General features: G+C 67.7%; 18 protein-coding genes. 14 read left to right on the top strand and 4 right to left on the bottom strand.

Features of this window, described 5'->3' with window-relative positions:
* Positions 1–77: 77 nt before the first annotated feature.
* Entirely contained in the window at positions 78–1385 is a 1308-nt protein-coding gene (locus IC605_RS10250; protein WP_216322861.1) for an extracellular solute-binding protein, read from the bottom strand.
* Positions 1386–1604: 219 nt separating this feature from the next.
* A complete protein-coding gene (locus IC605_RS25385) occupies positions 1605–3140 on the bottom strand; it encodes an alpha-N-arabinofuranosidase (RefSeq protein WP_216322865.1) in 1536 nt (511 codons plus the stop codon).
* Between the two features lie 245 nt (positions 3141–3385).
* On the opposite strand from IC605_RS25385, the gene araB reads away from it, so the two are divergent.
* From araB to IC605_RS10305, 10 genes are all read left to right on the top strand, one after another.
* Entirely contained in the window at positions 3386–5032 is a 1647-nt protein-coding gene (gene araB / locus IC605_RS10260; RefSeq protein ID WP_216322868.1) for a ribulokinase, read from the top strand.
* On the top strand, positions 5032–5709 hold the full coding sequence (locus tag IC605_RS10265; RefSeq protein WP_216322871.1) for an L-ribulose-5-phosphate 4-epimerase: 678 nt from the start codon (positions 5032–5034) through the stop codon (positions 5707–5709). Before araB ends, IC605_RS10265 begins: the two co-directional genes overlap by 1 nt.
* Complete coding sequence (araA, locus tag IC605_RS10270; protein ID WP_216322874.1) at positions 5706–7253, top strand: L-arabinose isomerase; 1548 nt, start codon at positions 5706–5708, stop codon at positions 7251–7253. The genes IC605_RS10265 and araA overlap by 4 nt, the downstream gene beginning before the upstream one ends.
* Positions 7254–7267: 14 nt before the next feature.
* Positions 7268–8275, top strand: coding sequence for an arabinan endo-1,5-alpha-L-arabinosidase (locus tag IC605_RS10275; RefSeq protein ID WP_343216574.1), 1008 nt, complete (start codon positions 7268–7270; stop codon positions 8273–8275).
* Positions 8272–9300 (top strand): zinc-dependent alcohol dehydrogenase, encoded by a 1029-nt coding sequence (locus IC605_RS10280; RefSeq protein WP_216322879.1) that lies wholly within the window; start codon positions 8272–8274, stop codon positions 9298–9300. The genes IC605_RS10275 and IC605_RS10280 overlap by 4 nt, the downstream gene beginning before the upstream one ends.
* Before the next feature lie 21 nt (positions 9301–9321).
* The gene (locus IC605_RS10285) at positions 9322–11298 is read left to right on the top strand and encodes a glycoside hydrolase family 127 protein (protein WP_216322882.1); all 1977 of its coding nucleotides are present in this window, start codon (positions 9322–9324) and stop codon (positions 11296–11298) included.
* A 481-nt stretch (positions 11299–11779) separates the two neighbouring features.
* Positions 11780–12220, top strand: coding sequence for a hypothetical protein (locus IC605_RS10290; protein ID WP_216322885.1), 441 nt, complete (start codon positions 11780–11782; stop codon positions 12218–12220).
* Positions 12221–12432: 212 nt separating this feature from the next.
* Positions 12433–13449, top strand: a complete 1017-nt coding sequence (locus IC605_RS10295) for a tyrosine-type recombinase/integrase (RefSeq protein ID WP_343216575.1) — start codon at positions 12433–12435, stop codon at positions 13447–13449.
* Between the two features lie 272 nt (positions 13450–13721).
* Positions 13722–14042 carry a hypothetical protein gene (locus IC605_RS10300; protein ID WP_216322889.1) on the top strand — a complete coding sequence of 107 codons (321 nt, stop codon included), beginning with the start codon at positions 13722–13724 and terminating at the stop codon, positions 14040–14042.
* A gap of 44 nt (positions 14043–14086) precedes the next feature.
* Positions 14087–14470 carry a hypothetical protein gene (locus tag IC605_RS10305; protein WP_216322892.1) on the top strand — a complete coding sequence of 128 codons (384 nt, stop codon included), beginning with the start codon at positions 14087–14089 and terminating at the stop codon, positions 14468–14470.
* Positions 14471–16005: 1535 nt separating this feature from the next.
* Here the strand turns inward: IC605_RS10305 and IC605_RS10310 are convergent.
* On the bottom strand, positions 16006–16371 hold the full coding sequence (locus tag IC605_RS10310; RefSeq protein ID WP_216322897.1) for a hypothetical protein: 366 nt from the start codon (positions 16369–16371) through the stop codon (positions 16006–16008).
* A 230-nt stretch (positions 16372–16601) separates the two neighbouring features.
* On the opposite strand from IC605_RS10310, the gene IC605_RS10315 reads away from it, so the two are divergent.
* Positions 16602–17294 (top strand): hypothetical protein, encoded by a 693-nt coding sequence (locus IC605_RS10315; RefSeq protein WP_216322900.1) that lies wholly within the window; start codon positions 16602–16604, stop codon positions 17292–17294.
* Here IC605_RS10315 and IC605_RS10320 read toward each other — a convergent pair.
* Positions 17269–18033 carry a hypothetical protein gene (locus tag IC605_RS10320; protein WP_216322903.1) on the bottom strand — a complete coding sequence of 255 codons (765 nt, stop codon included), beginning with the start codon at positions 18031–18033 and terminating at the stop codon, positions 17269–17271. The two genes, IC605_RS10315 and IC605_RS10320, sit on opposite strands and share 26 nt — an antisense overlap.
* Positions 18034–18198: 165 nt before the next feature.
* Between IC605_RS10320 and IC605_RS10325 the strand changes: the two genes are divergently transcribed.
* From IC605_RS10325 to IC605_RS10335, 3 genes are read left to right on the top strand one after another with little or no spacing between them, the layout of a single operon-like run.
* Entirely contained in the window at positions 18199–18681 is a 483-nt protein-coding gene (locus IC605_RS10325) for a hypothetical protein (RefSeq protein ID WP_216322906.1), read from the top strand.
* Positions 18678–19463: a hypothetical protein gene (locus tag IC605_RS10330; protein ID WP_216322909.1), complete on the top strand. Its 786-nt coding sequence runs from the start codon at positions 18678–18680 to the stop codon at positions 19461–19463. The genes IC605_RS10325 and IC605_RS10330 overlap by 4 nt, the downstream gene beginning before the upstream one ends.
* A 13-nt stretch (positions 19464–19476) precedes the next feature.
* Entirely contained in the window at positions 19477–19698 is a 222-nt protein-coding gene (locus IC605_RS10335; protein ID WP_216322912.1) for a hypothetical protein, read from the top strand.
* Positions 19699–19949: the final 251 nt, after the last annotated feature.

Genomic DNA, 19949 nt, shown 5'->3' on the forward strand with positions numbered 1-19949 from the left:
TCTCCTTTCCCGGATGAGCGGCCCGAAGGGGGAGGGCCAAAGGGGAGGGGAGGCCGTCTCGCCTCCCCCTCACCCGCTTACCTGCCGAGGTTTTGCAGGGCGGTCTTGAACTTGCTCATCCCCTGATCCACCGTGAGCTGGCCGAGCAGCACGGGCGTGAAGTTGTTGCCCACCGCGTCGTAGATCGGGCCGCCCACACCGAAGATGGGCAGGGTGGGCTCCAGGGTCGCGTTCTTCGCGGACGCGGCGCTGTACTGCACGTTGGGCTGGAGCGCCTTGTAGGCCGCGCTGTTCTGGGTGGGCACGTACGACGGGATATGACCGCCGCCCGCCCAGCCCACGCCGCCCTGCTTTTGCACGTAGGCGGCGAAGGTCATCACGGCCCTGAGTTTCTCGGGGCTGATCTGGCTCTTGGTGTTCGCCGGGATCGCCAGCATGTGCGAGTCGGCCCAGGTCCGGTTGTTGGCGTAGAGCTTCGGGAAGCTCACCACCCCGTAGTCGAACTTCAGGCTGCCCTTGGCCTTCGCGTCCACCATCGTGGGCACTTCCCAGTTACCGTTCATCATGATGGCGGTGCGCCCCGCCGTGAACAGCGCCACGTTGGCCGGGTACTGGGTGTTCTTGGGGATTAGGCCCTCTCCCGCCCAGTCCGCCATCACCTGGAGGGCGGCCTTGCCCTTGGTGTCGAGGTCCGTCAGGTCGAGCTTGCCGTTCCGTACCAGCGTGCCGCCCTGTTGCAGGAACAGGGTGTACCACAGCCGCCAGACGTTGGCGGGGTCCTGGTTGGTGCTCAGGCCCAGGGGCGTCACGCCGGTCTTGGCCTTGATCTGGCGCAGCACGTTCGTCATGCCCGCGACGGTGTTCGCGCCGGTGATCTGGCCGTTCGCGCCCAGCACGCCCGCCTTTTTCAGGAGGTCCCTGTTGACGTACAGGACGACGGTGTGGGTGTCGAGCGGCAGGGCGTACCAGCTCGCCTGCCCGGCCTGCGCCCTGGCGTCGCCCACCATCGTGTTCACGAGGTTGGTCTGGAAGTCGGTGGGGTTGAGACCCGCCCCGGTCAGCTCGGCGGGCGTGATCGCGCGCAGGTCTTTCTTCTGCAACCCGGCGGGCAGCGCCGACAGGTGGTAGGTCATCACGTCGGGCGTCTGCCCCGAGACGACGGCGGTGTGCACCTTGGTGTAGAAGGGGTTGCCCCACGTCTGGGTGGTCCGCTGCACCACGATGTCCTTTTGGGACGCGTTGAACTCGTCCACGATCTGCTTCATGCGGATGCCGTCGCCCCCGCCGAAGAAGTCCCAGAAGACGATCCGTGTCTGCGCCTGGGCGGCGGAAGCGAGGGCGGCAGACACCGAGAGGCCGAGGGCGATCATCCGGATTGGGCGCATACATTCCTCCATGAGGCGAAGTGGACGGGCAGGGATGGGGGTGCGGCGGGTGGCCGGCAGGAGGCACAGGAGCCGTCCTGGGTGGAAAAACCGGGATAAGAGGCAGGGAGCCTGAAACCAAACCACGAGGGGAGCCGTCAGAGCGCTGAATTGTCTGTATGTGAACGGTCACATCCTAAACGTTTGGTGAAACGCTGTCAAGCGGTTGTAGGAATCCTCTCAGTTCGCGGCGTGGCGGGTCAGAAGGGCCGTGAAGGAAAGGGGCGGCAACTCCAGCGTGAGGGCGCGGCCTTCCAGACGGGGAGGGGTGAGTTCGTAGGGCACCACGTTCTCGGGCTGCTCGAAGGAGTTGGCGGCGAAGGGGTCCTCGCCGTGCATCTGCCACGCGCGGGTGACAGTCTGCGGGGCCTCGTCCTCCCAGCAGAGTCTCGTGACGAGGGAATGGGTCTGCGAGCGGTTGACGAGGAAGACGGCGCCTTGCCCGGTGGCCGGGTCGAAGCTGGCGGAGGCGTCGAGCTGGGGGACTGGGCCGTGGCGCTTCGTTTCCTTGAGGGGCGCCTTGACGAGGGCGTCCAGGGCAAACCCGCTCGCGTGGTTGCTGAAGAGCGTCAGGGGGTAGAAGATCGTCTGCTTGAACATCCCGTCTTTGTTCGTCATGATCGGCGCGATCACGTTCACGATCTGGGCGATGCAGGCGATCTTCACGATGTCGGCCTTCCGGAGGAAGGTGTTCAGCCACGTCGCCACGACGAGGGCGTCCTCGAGGTTGTACTCCTCCTCCAGGATGTGCGGCGCCTCGCTCCACCCGCCGTCGCCGCCCTTGGCGCGGTACCAGACGTTCCACTCGTCCCAGCAGAGGTGGACGTCCTTTTTCGAGCGCCGCTTCGCCTTCGCCACGCGGATGGCGGCGGCGAGGGTGTCGGCGTGTTCCTCGAAATGGACGCTGCTCGCCAGGTAGGAGTCGGTGTCGACCGGCAGACGCTCGGTGTTGGAGACCGTCGGGTACGGGTTGGCCGCGTAGTGGTGCATCGAGAAGTAGTCGATGTGGTCGTAGGCGTGGCCGAGCACCGTCACGTCCCAGTCGGGGTAATTGGGCATGGCGGTGGCGGACGACCCGCAGGCGATGGTCTGGATGCCAGGGTCCATCCAGCGCATCAGCTTGGCGGCCTGGACCGCCTTTTCCGCGTAGGTCGCCGCGTCCATCTGGCCGATCTGCCAGGGGCCGTCCATCTCGTTGCCCAGGCACCAGTATTTGACGTTCCAGGGCTCGGGGTGGCCGTTTTTCGCGCGCAGGTCGCTGTAGAGCGTGCCGGTCGGCAGGTTCATATACTCCACGAGGTCGGCGGCCTCCTGAATGGTGCCCGTCCCCAGGTTCACCGCCCACATGGGCTGGGTGCCGATCTCCTGCGCGAAGTCCATGAACTCGTGCGGTCCGAACTGGTTCGTCTCGACCGAGCGCCAGGCCAGGGCGCGGCGGCGTGGACGGTCTGCGCGCGGGCCGATGCCGTCCGTCCAGCGGTAGCCGGAGACGAAGTTGCCGCCGGGGTAACGCATGATGCGGTAGTTCGTCTCCCGCAGCGCGGCCACCACGTCCTGCCGGATGCCCTTCTCGTCGGCCAGGGGTGAGCCGGGGTCGTAGATGCCCTCGTAGATGCAGCGGCCCATATGCTCGGCGAAGCCGCCGAAGATCAGGGGAGAGATCTCGGAGATGACGCGCTGGGTGTTGAGGGAGACGGTCGCGTGCTTCTGGTCCACGGCGGAGGCGTCCTTTCGGGAGCAAAGGGGCGGAAAGCCCGCCCACACGTGTGCGGCGGAACCTCTCGCCCGGGGCGAGCGTTGACAGGCTGACCCCCCCAGCATACGATGTGATCGTTCACAGTCAAGCCCAGGCAGCGTCCGCCTCTCTGCCCCAGTCCTGCGGACGTTGACGCGAGGGTCTGGAAAGGCGGACCCCCGGAGGTTCCCCTTGTCGTCTTCCGCACCCTTTTTCGGAGGTTTGTATGGTTGAGCGTTACGCGGTCGGCGTGGACTTCGGCAGCGAGTCGGGCCGCGCCGTGGTCGTCCGGGTGTCCGACGGCGCCGTGCTGGGGGAGGGCGTCACGCCCTACGCCCACGTCGTGATGGACCGCACCCTGCCCACCGGCGAGAAGTTGGGCAAGGAATGGGCCCTGCAACACCCGCAGGACTACCTGGACGTGTTTCGGCAGGCCGTCCCCCAGGCACTCGCCGCTTCCGGCGTGTCCCCGGATGACGTCGTTGGGGTGGGCATCGACTTCACCGCCTGCACGCCGATGCCCACGCTGGCCGACGGCACGCCGCTGTGCTTCGTGCCCGAGTACGAACGCCGCCCGCACGCCTGGGTCAAGCTGTGGAAGCACCACGCCGCGCAGCCGCAGGCCGACCGGATCAACGCGCTCGCCGGGCAGCGCGGCGAGTTCTGGCTGCCCCGCTACGGCGGCAAGCAGTCCTCGGAGTGGTTCTTCGCCAAGGCTTTACAGATTCTGGAGGAGGACCCGGAAGTCTACGCGGCGAGCGAGCGCTTGATCGAGGCCGCCGACTGGGTGGTGTGGCAACTGACGGGGGTGGAAACCCGCAACGCCTGCACGGCGGGCTACAAGGCGATCCACCAGGACGGGCGTTTCCCGGATCAGAGCTATTTCGCGGGATTGAACCCGGACTTCGCCGACGTGGTACAGACGCGGATGAAGGAAGACCTCGCGCCGCTGGGCGGGAAGGCCGGGGGACTCACCGCGCGGGCCGCCGCGTGGACGGGCCTCAAGCCGGGCACCGCCGTCGCCGTCGCCAACGTCGACGCACACGTGACGCTGCCCGCCGCCGGGGTGACGGAGCCGGGGCGGCTGGTGGCGATCATGGGGACCTCGACCTGCCACGTCCTCCTCGGCGACCAACTCCGCGAGGTGCCGGGCATGTGCGGCGTGGTGCCGGACGGGGTGGTGCCGGGCCTGTACGGCTACGAGGCGGGACAGAGCGGGGTGGGGGACATCTTCGCCTGGTTCGTGAAGAACGGTGTTCCGCCCGAGTATCACGAGCAGGCGAGGCGGGAGGGGATCGGCCTCCACACCTTCTTGGAGCGGGAAGCATCCACCCAGGCTCCCGGCGAGCACGGTCTCGTCGCCCTCGACTGGATCAACGGCAACCGCAGCGTGCTCGTGGACGCCAACCTCAGCGGCATGATCCTGGGCCTGACGCTGGGCACCCGGGCGCCGGACCTCTACCGGGCGCTCATCGAGGCGACGGCGTACGGCACGCGGGTGATCGTCGAGAACTTCGAGGCGAGCGGCGTGCCTGTGAACGAGGTCGTCGTCTCAGGCGGACTCAAGCGCAACCGGATGCTGATGCAGATTTACGCCGACGTGACGGGCCGCCCGCTGAGCGTCCTCGACGTGGAGCAGGGCCCGGCGGTGGGAAGCGCAATGCACGCGGCGGTTGCGGCAGGCGAGTACCCCGACATCTTCGCCGCCGCCAAATGTATGGGGAAGGTGCGGCGGGAAGCGTTCGTGCCGGACGCGGGGAACCAGCGGACCTACGACAAGCTCTACGGCGAATACGTCACCCTGCACGACTACTTCGGGCGGGGAGCGAACGAGGTCATGCACCGCCTCAAGGCGATGAGGAGGGCGGACTGATGTACGAGGACCTGAGAGCGGACCTCACCCGGCTGCACCTGGAGCTGCCGAAGAACGGCCTGGTGACCTGGACGAGCGGCAACATGAGCGCGCGGGCCGGGGAACACATGGTGATCAAGCCCAGCGGCGTCACTTTCGAGGACCTGACGCCGGAAAGCATGGTGCTCACCGATCTGGACGCGAACGTGGTGGAGGGCCAGTTCAGCCCCTCTTCCGATACCGCTACGCACGCTTACATCTACCGACACCTGCCCGACGTAGGCGGCATCGTCCACACCCACAGCCCCTACGCGACCGCCTGGGCCGCCAACGCACGCGAGATTCCCTGCATCCTGACCGCGATGGCTGACGAGTTCGGTGGGCCGATCCCCTGCGGGCGTTTTGCCTTAATCGGCGGCGAGGAGATCGGCGCGGAGGTCGTGCGGGTGCTGCGGGGGCACCGCTCGCCCGCGATCATCCTGCAAAACCACGGGGTCTTCACGGTCGGGCCTACCCCCAAGGCCGCCCTCAAGGCCGCCGTGATGTGCGAGGACGTGGCGAGAACGGCCTTCCTTGCCTCCCAACTGGGTGGGGTGCAGCCCATCGCCCAGGAACACATCGACCGGCTCTACGACCGCTACCAGGGCGTGTACGGGCAGAGGTCCAGCACGCCTGTGAGCGGGAAAGGAACAGCATGACGACCCTCACCCAGACCGTCCCCCAGGCCCAGGCTCCCGTCCACCTCGCCCCGGCGGAGGTGTGGTTCGTCTGCGGCTCGCAGCATCTCTACGGCCCAGAAGCTCTCGAGCAGGTCGCCGCCCATGCCCGGGTCGTGGGGGAGGCCCTCAACGGTAGCCCCTCCATCCCCCTTGAAGTCGTCACCAAGGGGGTGCTGACCACCGCCGAGGAGATTCGCCGCCTGTGCCGGGAGGCCGACAGCGACCCCAGATGCGCCGGGCTGGTTTTGTGGATGCACACCTTCTCGCCGTCGAAGATGTGGACCGGGGGGCTGAGCACGCTCAGAAAGCCCTTCGCGCACCTGCACACCCAGTTCGACCGGGAACTGCCCTGGGCCGACATCGACATGGACTACATGAACCTCAACCAGTCGGCACACGGCGACCGGGAGGCGGGCTTCCTGCATACCCGACTGCGGCTGGAGCGCAAGGTCGTCGTGGGCCACTGGTCCGACCCCGAGGTGCATGAGCGGCTGGGCACGTGGGCGCGGGCGGCGTGGGCGTGGCACGACCTCCAGGGGGCCAAGTTCGCCCGCTTCGGCGACAACATGCGCGAGGTGGCGGTGACCGAGGGGGACAAGGTGAGCGCGGAGGTGCGCTTCGGCTTCTCGGTGAACGCCTACCCGGTGGGCGACCTCGCCGAGCGGGTGAACGCAGCGACCGAGGCGCAGGTAGACGCCCTAATTCAGACCTACCTTCAGGAATACGAGGTCACGCCCGAGTTGCGGCCCGGTGGTGAGCGTCACGCCTCCTTGCGGGACGGGGCCCGGATCGAACTCGGCCTGCGCTCCTTCCTGGAGGAGGGGGGCTTCAAGGGCTTCACCGACAACTTCCAGGACCTGCACGGCCTGAAGCAGCTTCCCGGCCTCGCCACCCAGCGGCTGATGGCGGACGGGTACGGCTTCGGTGGCGAGGGCGACTGGAAGACGGCGGCTCTCGTGCGCACGATGAAGGTGATGGCGCAGGGTCTCCCGGGCGGCACCTCCTTCATGGAGGACTACACCTACCACCTCGAACCCGGGAACCATCAGGTGTTGGGCGCGCATATGCTGGAGGTCTGCCCCACCATCGCGGCGGGCCAGCCCCGGCTGGAGGTGCATCCCCTGGGCATCGGCGGCAAGGAGGACCCGGTGCGGCTGGTATTCGACTCGCAGCAGGGGCGGGCGATCAACGTCTCGCTGGTCGATCTGGGCAACCGCTTCCGCTTCATCGTGAACGAGGTGGAGGCGGTCGACCACCCGGAGTTGCCGAACCTGCCGGTGGCCCGCGCGGTGTGGGAATGCCAGCCCGACTTCAAGACGGCGTGCGCGGCGTGGATTCACGCGGGTGGGGCGCACCACACCGGGTACAGCTATGCCGTCACCACCGAGATGATCGAGGACTTCGCGGCCATCGCGGGTGTGGAACTGGCGGTGATCGACGCCGGGACGCGGCTGCGCGAGTTCCAGCAGGGATTACGCCTGAATGACCTGTACTACGTCCTCGCCCAGGGCCTGCGGGCATGAGGAAGAGGTCGGGGGTGAGCCGGTTCACCCCTCTCCTCCCCCTCGCGTTGGGCTCGCTCGCGCTGGGGGGAGGCGGGCGCCCCACCCAGCCTATCTTGAAAGGTGACCTGCAAATTCACGACCCCACGCTGCTGAAAGTTGGAACCACCTACGTCGCCCTCGGCACCGGCTACGAGAATGTGGGCGGCGGGACGCTGCGGATCAAGACCTCACCTGACGGCGTGACGTGGACGGACGCGGGGACGCTGGGGGAGACGCAACCGGCGTGGGTGGAGGGGCAGCTCGGAACCGCACCACCTAACCTCTGGGCGCCGCACCTCTTTACCCGCAACGGGACGATCTACCTCTATTACGCCGCCTCTTTCTTCGGGAAGAACACGAGCGCCATCGGGCTGATGACGAACAGAACCCTCGACCCCAGGAACCCGGGCAGGGGTTGGGAGAATCAGGGCATCGTCGTCACCAGCGAGGAGGGGGACAACTTTAATGCCATCGACGCGGCCCGCATCGACACACCGGACGGGCGAGCGTGGCTGGCCTTCGGGTCTTTTTGGGACGGGATCAAGATGCGGGAACTCGATCCCACGAGCGGCAAATTGAAGACCGACAACCCGCAGCTCTACAGCCTCGCCTCACGCGGCGGCGGAGCCATCGAGGCGCCTTCGATCCTGCGACGTGACGGTTACTACTATCTCTTCGTGTCGTTCGACCGCTGCTGCGCGGGGTTGGAGAGCACCTACCGCATCATGGTGGGCCGCTCGAAGAACGTGACCGGGCCGTACGTGGACGAGGAGGGCGTGCCCATGCTGCAAGGGGGAGGCAGCCAGCTTCAGGCCACCTCGGGCCGTTTCATCGGGCCAGGCGGGCAGGAGGTCGTGCACGACGGCACGCGCGACCTGCTCGTCTACCACTACTACGACGGGGACCTGGGGGGCACACCTCAACTCCAGACCGCGCTCCCGCGCTGGGGGGCCGACGGCTGGCCCACCCTCGACCCCCTGCCTCAAGGAGGACGGCCATGAGCCACCCCGCCGCCATACTGACCGGCCCCGGCCAGTTCGCCCTGACCCAGCGTGACCTGACTCCGGCCCAAGCGGGCGAGGTCGTGGTGGAGATCCGCACTGTCGGTGTGTGCGGCTCCGATATCCACATGTTCGCGGACGGGCGCATCGGGAACATCGAGATCGCCGAACCCCTCGTGCTCGGCCACGAGTTCATGGGCGTGGTGGTGCAGGCGCCGGAGGGGACGCTGGGCGGCGACGCTAGGCCGCTGAAGGTCGGGGACCGGGTGGCCGTCGAGCCGCATGTCGCCTGCGGGCACTGCCGGGAGTGCCGGGAGGGGAATCCCAACCTTTGCACCCACCACACCTTCATGGGCGTGTTCCCGCGCGACGGGGCCCTCCAGAAGTACCTCACCGCGCCCGCCCACAACTGCTTCGTCCTGCCGGAGGGCGTGACGGACAACGGCGGGGCGCTGCTCGAACCCCTGGGAGTGGCCCTCCACGCCCTGCGGCTGGGACATGTGAACGTGGGAGACCGGGCCGCCGTCGTGGGCGCCGGACCCATCGGCCTGCTGCTCGTCCAGCTTCTCAAGCTCGCAGGCGTCACGGCTCTGCACGTCATCGAGCCGCTGGCCTGGCGCCGGGACTTCGCCACCCGCAGCGGCGCGACTTCCGTAGCCGCGTCCTTCGACCCTTCGGAGGACTCCCGCTACGACGTGGTGTTCGAGGCGGGGTGGGCGGACGACTCGGTGCAGACCTCGGCCCTCCTCGCGCGGCCCGGGGCGAAGGTCGTCCTCGTCGGGATTCCGGGGGACGACCGTTGCACGGTGCAGCACTCGCTGGCCCGGCGCAAGGGGCTGTCGCTGATCTTCTCGCGGCGGATGGCGCACACCTACCCGGAAGCCATCGCCCTGGTGGAACGCGGCATGGTGGACGTGGACGCCCTCATCAGCGACGTGTTCCCTCTGGAACAGGTACAGCGTGCCTTCGAGCGCCACTCGGGGTATGAGGACGGCGTGATCAAGGTGATGGTCCAGGTGGGGTAAGCCCCGCACCCGAGGTTTCGCATGACGGACACGGCAAACGACCGCCTGCGCTTCACGCCCCTGCCCCTTCAGGACGTCACGCTGAATGACCGCTTCTGGCGTCCGCGTCTGGAGGTCAACCAGACCACGACCCTGCCCTTCCTGTACGGGCAACTGGAGAAGGTAGGGGCGATACGGGCCCTCGACCTGCAACCCCGCCCGCTGATCATCCCCCGGCAACCCAGCGGCGTCACTCCCCAGATGTGGTGGGATTCGGACCTCGCCAAGTGGATCGAGACCGTCGCCTACACCCTCGCCACCCACCCTGACCCGGCCCTGGAGGCGCAGGTGGACGCGCTGGTGGGGAAGATCGCGGCGGCGCAGGGGCCCGACGGCTACCTCAACACCTTCTTCACCGCCATCGATCCTGCCGGGCGGCTGACCAATGAGCGTGACTGGCACGAGCTGTACAACGCCGGCCACCTGATCGAGGGCGCGGTCGCCTACACGCAGGCCACCGGGAAGACGACCTTCCTGGGCGTGATGGAGCGCTACACCCGCTTCCTGATGGGCGTGTACGGCGACGGCCCCGATCAGAAACGCGGTTACCCCGGCCATGAGGAGATTGAGCTGGCGCTGGTGAAGCTCTTCCGACTGACCGGCAGGCGCGAGTACCTGGAGTTTGCCCGCTTCCTCGTGGAGGAGCGCGGGCAGCAGCCGTACTTCTTCGACGAGGAGGCGCGGGCCCGCGGGGAGACGCCCGATCACGCCCTCCTCTCGCACGGCGACGCTCTTCCTTACGAGTACATGCAGGCCCATAAACCCGTGCGTGAGCAGGACAAGGTGGTCGGCCACGCCGTCCGCGCGATGTACCTCTACAGTGCGATGGCCGACCTCGCCGCAGAGCTGGGAGATGAATCGCTGCGCCACGCCTGCGAGCGGCTGTGGGAGGACCTCACGTCGCGGCGGCTGTACATCACGGGCGGGCTCGGCCCCTCCGCCCACAACGAAGGGATGACCACGGACTACGACCTGCCCAACGACACGGCCTACGCCGAAACGTGCGCCGCCGTGGGTCTGGTCTTCTGGGCGCAGCGGATGCTCAACCTCACCGGGGACGGTCAGTACGCCGACCTGATGGAGCGGGCGCTGTACAACAACGTGCTGAGCAGCGTGGCACAGGACGGGCGGCACTTCTTCTACGACAACCCGCTGGAGAGTCACGGCGACAAACACCGCTGGGAATGGCACATCTGCCCTTGCTGCCCACCCAACGTCTCGCGCCTGCTCGCCTCCCTGGGACACTACCTGTACGGCGTCAGCGGGGAGGGCATCGCCCTTCACCTGTACACGAGCGGGACCGCCCGATTCGAGGTCGGGGGCCAGCAGGTCACGCTCCACCAGCACAGCGAATACCCCTGGGATGGGAAGGTCACGTTGAGGTTTGACCTGGACCGGCCCCTCCGGTTCACCCTGTCGCTCCGTTTGCCCGGTTGGTGCCGTGAGTCCCAGCTTGCCGTCAACGGCGAGGCGGTGGACCTGTCGGGCGCTCGGGACGGCTACGTTCACCTCACCCGGGCGTGGAGCGGTCAGGACCAGGTGGATCTCACCCTCCCTATGCCCGTGGAGCGGGTGTACGCGCACCCGGACGTGCGGCAGGGCGCGGGGCTGGTCGCTCTGCAACGCGGTCCCATCGTGTACTGCGTGGAGGGCGCCGACGCGGATGTCCCACTGCACCGGCTCGCCCTGTCGCGCGAGGCAGCCCTGACGGCGACCTTCGAGCCGGACCTGTTGGGCGGCGCCACTGTCATTCGCGGGGAGGTCCGGGCCGAGGAGTCCGGCGACTGGCCGGGAACGCTGTACCGGACGGCTCCCCCTCGTCAAGCCACCGCCCCGCTGTGCGCCGTGCCCTACGCGCTGTGGGACCAGCGCGAACCTGGGGAGATGCGCGTGTGGTTGCGTGAAGAGGGAACAGAGCGCCGTCCCTCGTCCGCCCCTCATCCCGGGAGGAGCCCATGACCACAGCTCCCGCCCTGCAAGCTGCCGTCCGGCACGTTGACCCCGAGGCCCCATCGGCACCCCCTCCCCCCGAGTGTGCGGCCACTGATGCCCTGAACGGCAACGGCGGAACGACGGCAATGATGGGGTTGAAGCGGACGCATGACGAACACACCGTGATAGTCATCCGGGGGCGGCCGCTCGGCCTGATGGCTCGGGGTTTGGAGGACTGGGCTCATGGCTGCCGGGTGGAGCAGAAATGGTTGTTTCATGCGGGGGGCAGGGGTGCGTCTACGTGGCCGCGTGCCCCTGCCCGTCCAATGGCCGTCCTGGTCCCGGCTTCCCGGCGGCTGAGCCCCGTGCGTGGGCCACGTCTTCCGGCGGCCTCGGACTCTGGTGCCTCAGCCTGCGCCAGCACGGCCTCACCCGTCAACACGCCCGACGGCGGACCCCCGCCTCAGCCACAGACCTCCCAACTCGGACACGCCACACTCACGGCCTGATGAGCCAGCCGCGCCTCCTGCACGTCGGGGACCTCTACGCCCTGCGCCCTGACCTGAAGCCCCGCTGGCGCGTGGCGGCCATCCTCCACCGAGGCCGCTCCTACGATGACGTGCGGCTCGAACACCTCACCAATCCCACGCTCACCAGCCGAGCGCGCGTGTACCACCCGGGTCTGAATCCCACTGACCTCACCCTTCCCGTCCTCGTGCGCCTGCTGGACCGGGCGTACCGCGCTGACCAGGGAACATTCAGGACGTCACCCTTGAACGAGGCAGACCGCCAGCGCCTCGCGGACTATCTCGCCTGCCATGACCTCGTCCGGGAAGCCGCCTGGGAGGACTGGAACCGTGAACTCGGCGTGCGCGAGCAGGATGCCGCGCGGTACTGGCTCGACCTCACCCTCATGGACCCCGCCCCGGAAGACGCGGACCGGCGCTGATCAGGAGGGGGGCTCGGCCCCGCCGTCTGCCGAACCACCGTCAGCGCTCGGGAGAGTGCGAGCCGAGTCGTCAGGTGCCCAGTGCTTTGCGGCCGTCCTCTGGGTTCGAGGTCGCTGTTGGAAGGCAGAGCGCGTCGTTCTTCTCCGGCGGTTCTGGGACCCTGCCTCTCCCCTGTTTTGTTTAGTCGATAACATGCCTTATCATCTAAAATGTGACCTCTCTAGGAGACGCCGTCACTGCGCAGCAGGGGGCCTCATACACCCTTGACCTTAAACGGGGTGCCCTCCTCGACCAAGCCTCCGCCTGGACCGCCTTACACGAGGACGAGTTGCGCCGCCGCGCCACCGAGGCCGCCCGCGACAAGAACGGGGAGGTTCTGTGGGACCTGACCCTCGCGTACCTCACCACGCTGTCCCGGGTCGGCATCACCATCAGTCCGCACACCCTGCGCTCGTACCGCACCGGCGTCCGGCAATTCCTGACGCACGCTGAGGACCGCGCCTGGAACCTCCTGCGACCGAGGCGCAACGACGCCGCCTTCTGGATCACCAGCCTGACCGCTAACCCGGGCGGTGAAGGGCGGAAGGCGGCGGCCACCGTCCGCTCCCGAGTCGCGGCAGCAAATACCTTGTACGCCGCCCTGCGCTGGGCCGGGGCGACGGACGCCCACCCCTTTCAGGACGTCAAACAACCCCGGGACCGCACCGAGGCCATCAGCAAACGCCCCCCCTACCGCGAAACCGTCGTCCACCGGGCGCTCGGGGCCGCCGAGCGCGCCGGGCGCACCGACCTGCGGGTGCTGATCTTGCTGTGCGCCCACGCCGGGCTGCGCATCGAGGAAGCCCTCACCCTCACCTGGCCGGACGTGGACACCCGCCACCGCCGCCTGACCGTCCGGGGCAAGGGGAACAAGGTGCGCATCGTCGGCCTCTCCGGCACCCTGCTCGACGCCCTCCAGGACCACGCCGGGCGCGGCAAAGGCGGGCGGCTATTCACCTTCCGGTACCGCTCGGGGGCGGCGTACCACCTGCGCCGCCTGATGGAAGCCGAGGGGCTGCGCTGGACCGGCTTCCACCCCTACCGCAAATACAACGGGACCCTCCTGTACAAGCGCACCCGGGACTTTGCCCGCGTCGCCCACCACCTGGGGCATGCCTCGGTGAACACCACCCGCGCTTATGTCGAGGTGCCCGCCGATGACCTCGCGGACGAACTCGCCGACCTGTAAGGCCCCTCGTCCACACCCCCTGGCGAACCAGCCTGCCGCCGCACGCTCATCCCGACGAGGAGACCTGTCAGGTCAGACCCCCAAGCCTCCGTCCGCCAACGCCGTCTTGGATCAGCTCCAAACCGTCCGCTCACGCGCTGAGCCAGGCACGGGCCATCTGGACGTTCACCTCCGGCACACCTGAGGCAACGTGGGGCAGCAATAATGAGGAGCCTACCTCCTGCACCCACCCCTAGGCTGGTCCGGCAAGTTCTGACTCCCAGGAGGAACGTATGCTGATCACCGGATTCCGCCGTCCTGCTCCTCTCAAGGGGCGCGTCCGCCTGCTCCTGCCCGCCGTGGCGTTGGCCTTCCTCGCCTTCCTCCAGCCCACCCTGGTGCCGCTCGCCCTGCTGGTGCTGTTCGCCGTAACCGTCCCGGTGGGCACCGAGTTCCAGAGCGTCGTGGCCGTCTTCGGGCTCGGACTGCTGGCCCTGCTCGCCGGCTCGGCCGTCTGCCTGGCGACTGGCAGCCTCTGCGCGGTCACGACGGTCAGCACGCTGGCGTTTCTGGGGACTGCCATCGTGGTGTTGTGGCGCACGCATAGGCGCTGAAGTTCGCTCCACGCCGTAACCACTTCACCCCTACAGTCAGGTCCATGCTGCATGGATCATTGATCGGCCAGGTCACGTCGACCCCCCAGGTGCTGACGTCACCTGGCGGCCTTCTTTTTTCGGTCTGCGCCGGCAACTCCGTGCTCGACGTGCTCGTGACGCACGAGTTGGCGAACAAGGCCAGGCGGCAGCTCGCCCCGGACCGCAGCGTGTTCGTTCAAGTCGGTCACGTGCATGGGGGGCTGCTGGTGGCCTCCGCCTTCGACCTGGTGATGCCCGGCACCCCCCCGCTCAACATGTTCAACGTCTCCGGTCGGGTCTCCGGCTGGCCGGAAGAGCGCCAGGGCGAGTTGCGGGTCCGGCTCCGTGTCGAGGCGGCGGACCTGCCCTCCACACTGGCCCTGACGGCGCCGCAACACCTGCCTTAGCTCGGCTCTCTTCAGCTCGAACACGGCGTACAGGGGTACTGCCTCAGAAAACCCTTCAAGCGACGATGCAAGACTTCGCCATCTCCAGCAGCTTAATCCAGGGGCAGGCGTAGCCCAACCCCAAGCGCAGCCTGACGTGATTGTACCAATCACGAAAAAGGACGACACTATCGCATAATTCCTGTATGGCCGCGAACTCCTCGCGGAAAACGAACTTGTATTTCACACTGCCCGTCCGATGTACTCGGCCGCAGTCGCCCGACGGACCGGTCCCGCCGCTTCAACCCCACTGGGAGGACCCGCATTCACCGGCACCGCGTCCAGCCAGAACGCGCTGGGGCTTGACCTGTGATCGCGCTCACCTCGCTCCCTGGCTCCGCACGGTCACCACCCCAGCTCTCCCCGCAGGCTCCCCAACGGGGGGGCGGGTAGGAGACGGAAGACCCAGATGATCCCGGCCTGCGCCCGCCGCATCCAGGGACCAGAGGAGCCGCCGCAATAACCGGGCGACAGGGAGAGGAGCAACCAGAAGCGACGCGTCGGGAGGCGAGGGCAATCCCGGCGACGAAGTCCCGGAGGTAGCCCTTCAAACGGGCGGCCGGAGGCGGGAGGCGGGGCCAGTTGCTCCAAGTTTACGGGGTGGCGCGGCCCAGGAGGGCTGGCGGCGCCACCCGACACGACATAACGTGATAGGAGATCGTACCGCCCGAACCCCAACCTCAGGCCGTCCCCATGACACCGGTCCGGACAGTCAGCCAGATGCTCCTCACCGCGCCCAGCACCAGAACTGTTCAACCCCCTTCCCGCAACGCCAGGAGAGGTACTCCCACCCCTGGTCCGTCCGCTTGCCCGGCAACCTCGAGACGGCCCGCCGAGGCCTCACCAACCTGCCGGAAGACCGCCTGACACCCCACCCTGCCCCAGCGAAGAGAACGCCAAGGGGCCAGGCTGAAGCGCATCATCCGAGCATTGTCTCTCCGAGGCAAAACCTGGCAGATCAACAACCCGGGCGGGGCAGCAGGACGGTCACGGAAACCCCGGGTGGCAAGACTGCGGAGGGAGATAGACCCGGGCAGATCCGGTGTGTCCAAGAGTGAGAAACTTTCCGGCTCACTGCGTGCCAGGTGCCTGGGCGGACACCAGCATCTGACACTGGACGCCTGGACCCGAGCGTTGAACCCGGCGAATCGGAGAGCCTGGCTAGAAGGCATCTGTTGCTGATTACCTCCCCACTAGACGGGCCGGACAGACCTGATCCGGTATTTAGACCAGGCGTGATTTCGAGCAGGCAGGTTGACTGCAGCGCCTTCGGCACCCTGTTGCAATGAGGAGGACGTGTACCGGTCACGCCGCAGGATGTGCCGTCGCCGAGGCTCCCTCTCGTCCTCGTCCCGGGCTTTGGTCAAACGGAGACCGAGCATTCCCATGACCTTCGACCTCACCCAGACACGAACTGGGTTCGGGACGCAAAGGTGGTCTACGGCCGTTCGTCCGCTCTCATCCCTGGGCGTTTCCGCCACACCTTCGGCGTCGGCCTAGTTCCCACCCTCCACTCCGTCACGCTTGGCGAGAATCTTTCGCAAGCCCTCTATGATTTGCTCCATCCTCTCGACCAGTTGGGTCTGGTTTGCCTCCAAGGAGTCCATGCGCCTGAGAAGTTCCTGGGCCGATTCCGACGGAATAGGTGCGGTGTACCTGCCCAGCAGTTGCTGGATGGCTTGCTTGAAGTTCCCCGCCTTCCCGCTGGTGAGGAGTGCGTGTGCTTCCCGCATATGCGTCACCGTCTGGTCATTCATCAACCGAGGGCGTGCCGTACCCATCTCCGCGTGATAGATATTCAGCCTCTTCGAGATGACGCTGGGGTCGACGTCGAGTTCGCGCGCGAGTTCGGAAGCAAGCATGCCCCAGCATACTCGCCAGACTAGCTCTGTATAGGACATGCCAGTGTTCATGGACTGGCAAGCCAACTGCCCTCACCCGACAACTTTTTGAATTTTGCAGGTTTTTCCCTTGCAAAATCATAATCTGTTCCGGGAAGGAGAACCCCCACGCCCCCCGCCTCCATCCCCAGCCACACGGCGGCGGGGCGGAGCGGGCACGCACAACGGATAACGGTGTGCCATCATGGCCCATGCCAGGAGAGCACCCCGCCACCCAGAAGGCCCGGCTGCGTACCGTGCTCGCCGTCGACCGGACGCTGACGACGGTGCAGCTCGAGCGGCGGGGGCTGCTGCGGGCGGCGACGTGGCTGGGGCTCCCCCAGGTGACCCTGACCTGCCGGACCCGGACCACCCAGCCGCACAGCGATACCGACCTGAGCTTCGTGGCCCTGGACGCCCGGTGGCTCTCGCGGCCACCCCGCGACCTTATGCACGACGCGGGGCTGGGTGAGGTGCGGCACCGGATAGAGCAGAAGAACGCCATGCCTCCCCGGGCCGTCTGGCAGCATGTCACGCTGGCTGGCCGGCAACGCGCCCACCTCCCGGACGCGGAGATCCTCAATCCCCACCCGCGGCTGCGGCGGGACTGGTCGGTGGAGTTCGACGCGGGGTACGCCCCCACCCGGGTGGAGCAGAAACTGGAGGCCGCGGCCCAGGCGGGGTACAACGTGATTATCTGGGCGACATCGGTCCACACGCGAACCGCCAGCGTGAGCAAGCAGGCCAAAAAGCTGCACGACTGGGACCGGCTGCCTGGAGTAGATGGGGTGGTCGTGGTCTTCGTCGATTTCTGGTCGGCGCGTGACCCTTACGAAGACCGGCCGAGATGCAAAAAGAACATGATCAAATCGACCTGGTTCACGAAGCCGGCCGGGGCAGGATGAGGAGCCTCACCCGGGGGTAAAGCGAGGACACATTCCTGGGGTTCGCCTGGGCGCGCTCGGCCTCCAGGACCCGCAGGAGGCTTCGCAACTGGCCCTCCTCAGGCACCGCGAGGATCAGGGGGTGGCGCCAGTTGTCGATATCCAGGTGGTGCCGGCGCAGGAGCGTCCGCACCCGGGGCAGCCCGATTCCGCCGCCGCCAATGCTGGCGTACAGGCTGGGGTAACCGAGCACCTCCCCGAAGATTCCCCACTGGTCCGCCTCCGGCTCAAGCACCCGGCGCACGAAGTAGCGGCCGCTGGCGAAGTAGCTCTCGGTGTCTTTCAGCCTGGCCGCGTAGGCGGGCGGTACCCGCAAGACCGTGCGCACGATCTGGCTGGTGGTGCCCGCCTGGTAGCCCACCTTCCCCGAGCGTTTGTACTCGTGCCGGTGCAGGGTGTACCCCTCCGCCTCCAGCAGGGCCAGCGCGTCCAGCTGGTAGGCCCGGTCGGCGACGGCACTCGGACCGGTGAGGTAGGGGGCGTCCGGCACGACCTGCTTCTCCGCATTGAGCCCGTGGGCCCGGGGGGTGACCGCCAGCACCGCGCCGTAGGGCGTGTGTACCTCGCGGAGGTAGCCTTCCCGGAGCAGGCGTGACCAGTTGGGTTTGGGGCCGTGCTCGGCGATCACACGCCGGGTCGTCAGGGCGCCCGCCTGCAACACCTTCGCCAACACGGCGTTCTCCAGCTCAAGCGTCCCCATGCTCCCAGGCTAGCCGCGCAGGGGGAGGGACGTCACCCCCGCCGGGGGCGGGGGTCCGGGCGGAGGCGAGCGATGTCCTGCGCCGTGGCCGGACCGAGAGCGGGGCACACCGCATGAGGGGCACCGGCGGGTGGAGCAGGCACCGCAACCGACGGGAACGGCCGGGTGCGCAAGGTCTTCGATCAGGGCCAGGTGGCCATTGCGCTGTGCTCGGATACGGGGGCGACCAGCGCTCACCTCCAACACCGAGGCGAGAGCCTGATCGACGACTTGCCCTCGACGCAGGAGACCCCCAAACAGAGGAACGCCCGCATTGACCGGCTGGGGCAGATGAAGCGGGTGGAAGTGCCCCACCTCGTCACCGACACCGCCTCTGACCGCGACAACGTGCGGCGCCTCACTCGCAAGCAGGAGCTGGGTTCAATTCTCCAGGGAGAATACGGGGACATGGACGACAACGGCCTCGCCGCTTCCATCCGCCGCGCCCACGCCGAGCGGGAGGGGGACTTGCCCGAGTGGTGGGAAAAGCCGCTGGGCCCGGCCATTCACGAGGACGCCCGGCAGGAGGCTCAGCCGGACGTGCCGGCCGATCTGCCCACCTCCCCTGAACACACCGTTCCCGGCACAGATGCCAGGGTGAGTGCATGAAGCCTCCCCGAGAGCGGCCCCTGAGACTCGTCTTGATGGTCCGGCGCGACGGCGTGCGGCAGGGCTACCAAGTCGCCGAGCGGGACCAGGAGCCGGAGGTGAGTCTGGGCCTCGACCGGCTGCCCGCCAGCGGGAACGTGCCCTATGACTGCCTGCTGCGCTACGCCTCGCCGCGCGCCGTGGTGAACGCGATGACCCACGAGCTGCACCGCCGTCATCCGCTGCCGGGCCCGGTCCGGCTGCGCTACGTGCACACCGAGCGCAAGCTCGAACGCTACGCTCGCGAGCACGGCCTGAGTGCGGTGCAGGTAGAGGATTTGACCCTGACCCGCTCGGCGTTCACTGGGCAGGAGGTTTTGATTCTGCCGCTGCTGTGGCATGACCTGGCGAGCGAGTTCATGGACGCCCGCGCCAGAGGTGCGCGCACCCTCGCGCACGAACACTGGCACGCCCTCAAGGGGTACGTGGGCGGGGAGTTTCACCCGCTGGAGGAGGGCGGCGCGGACCTGTACGGGGAGCGGGCCACGCGCGATCTGCTGGGGGGCGTCCCGCCTATTCCGACGGCCTACCCTGAGGCCATGCGGGCGGTGCTCGCGTTGGAAGACCGCTTCGGGGCGGCGTGGTTGCTGGAGAGCCGGCGCGCGCGACCAGCACGCCTACCTGAGCGCGGCGCTGCATACCCTGAACGTGGACCCGGTGCTCCGGCAGGAGGTCTTGTCGTACACTGCTTTTCGAGAGCAGTCAAGTTTCCGGCGAGGAATCGAAGACTTGCTCGCCCGTGAAAGGCGGTGACGTATGCCCAGCCTCGCCCCCCAACCTCAACCCGGCACCGAGTACCGCGAGCCGCCCGTTGTTGCGCGGCTGCGCGCCCTTTTCGCGTCGGGGGCGAGCGATGATGAGCTGCGCGCCGCGCTGTACGAGGCCCGGGACGCGCACATGAGCCCTTGCGACCGTGCCATGTCGGGCGAGCTGATGGGTGAAGTCGCCAAGTACCTCGTGTTCAACGGGCGAGCGTAGCCGGCTCACATGACGGCCCGACCTCGGGCTGCGGATCGCGACAACGGACGAGCACAGACGGCTCTGATGGAGCGGGATGGGGAGTTCCCCGCCCCTTCTTCTTGGCCCCCGTGCGTGCCGCCAAGCAAGCCCGGGGCTCCGAGGGAGCAACGTCCTGACCCGGATCGGCCTGGCCTGGCACCCCCGACAGAACGGCCTCACCGGCGTCCAGCCGCACCCGGAGGACACCCGGGCAGGGATGGAGCACAGGG

The organism is Deinococcus aestuarii (assembly GCF_018863415.1).
Lineage (GTDB): Bacteria > Deinococcota > Deinococci > Deinococcales > Deinococcaceae > Deinococcus > Deinococcus aestuarii.

What these genes read in the sequence shown, in the direction of transcription:
- araB (WP_216322868.1), top strand. Translation starts at nt 3,386, where the DNA reads ATGGTTGAGCGTTACGCGGTCGGCGTGGACTTCGGCAGCGAGTCGGGC.
- IC605_RS10290 (WP_216322885.1), top strand. Translation starts at nt 11,780, where the DNA reads ATGAGCCAGCCGCGCCTCCTGCACGTCGGGGACCTCTACGCCCTGCGC.
- araA (WP_216322874.1), top strand. Translation starts at nt 5,706, where the DNA reads ATGACGACCCTCACCCAGACCGTCCCCCAGGCCCAGGCTCCCGTCCAC.
- IC605_RS10315 (WP_216322900.1), top strand. Translation starts at nt 16,602, where the DNA reads ATGCCAGGAGAGCACCCCGCCACCCAGAAGGCCCGGCTGCGTACCGTG.
- IC605_RS10280 (WP_216322879.1), top strand. Translation starts at nt 8,272, where the DNA reads ATGAGCCACCCCGCCGCCATACTGACCGGCCCCGGCCAGTTCGCCCTG.
- IC605_RS10330 (WP_216322909.1), top strand. Translation starts at nt 18,678, where the DNA reads ATGAAGCCTCCCCGAGAGCGGCCCCTGAGACTCGTCTTGATGGTCCGG.
- IC605_RS10335 (WP_216322912.1), top strand. Translation starts at nt 19,477, where the DNA reads ATGCCCAGCCTCGCCCCCCAACCTCAACCCGGCACCGAGTACCGCGAG.
- IC605_RS10320 (WP_216322903.1), bottom strand. Translation starts at nt 18,033, where the DNA reads ATGGGGACGCTTGAGCTGGAGAACGCCGTGTTGGCGAAGGTGTTGCAG.
- IC605_RS10310 (WP_216322897.1), bottom strand. Translation starts at nt 16,371, where the DNA reads ATGCTTGCTTCCGAACTCGCGCGCGAACTCGACGTCGACCCCAGCGTC.
- IC605_RS10300 (WP_216322889.1), top strand. Translation starts at nt 13,722, where the DNA reads ATGCTGATCACCGGATTCCGCCGTCCTGCTCCTCTCAAGGGGCGCGTC.
- IC605_RS10250 (WP_216322861.1), bottom strand. Translation starts at nt 1,385, where the DNA reads ATGCGCCCAATCCGGATGATCGCCCTCGGCCTCTCGGTGTCTGCCGCC.
- IC605_RS10305 (WP_216322892.1), top strand. Translation starts at nt 14,087, where the DNA reads ATGCTGCATGGATCATTGATCGGCCAGGTCACGTCGACCCCCCAGGTG.
- IC605_RS10285 (WP_216322882.1), top strand. Translation starts at nt 9,322, where the DNA reads ATGACGGACACGGCAAACGACCGCCTGCGCTTCACGCCCCTGCCCCTT.
- IC605_RS10265 (WP_216322871.1), top strand. Translation starts at nt 5,032, where the DNA reads ATGTACGAGGACCTGAGAGCGGACCTCACCCGGCTGCACCTGGAGCTG.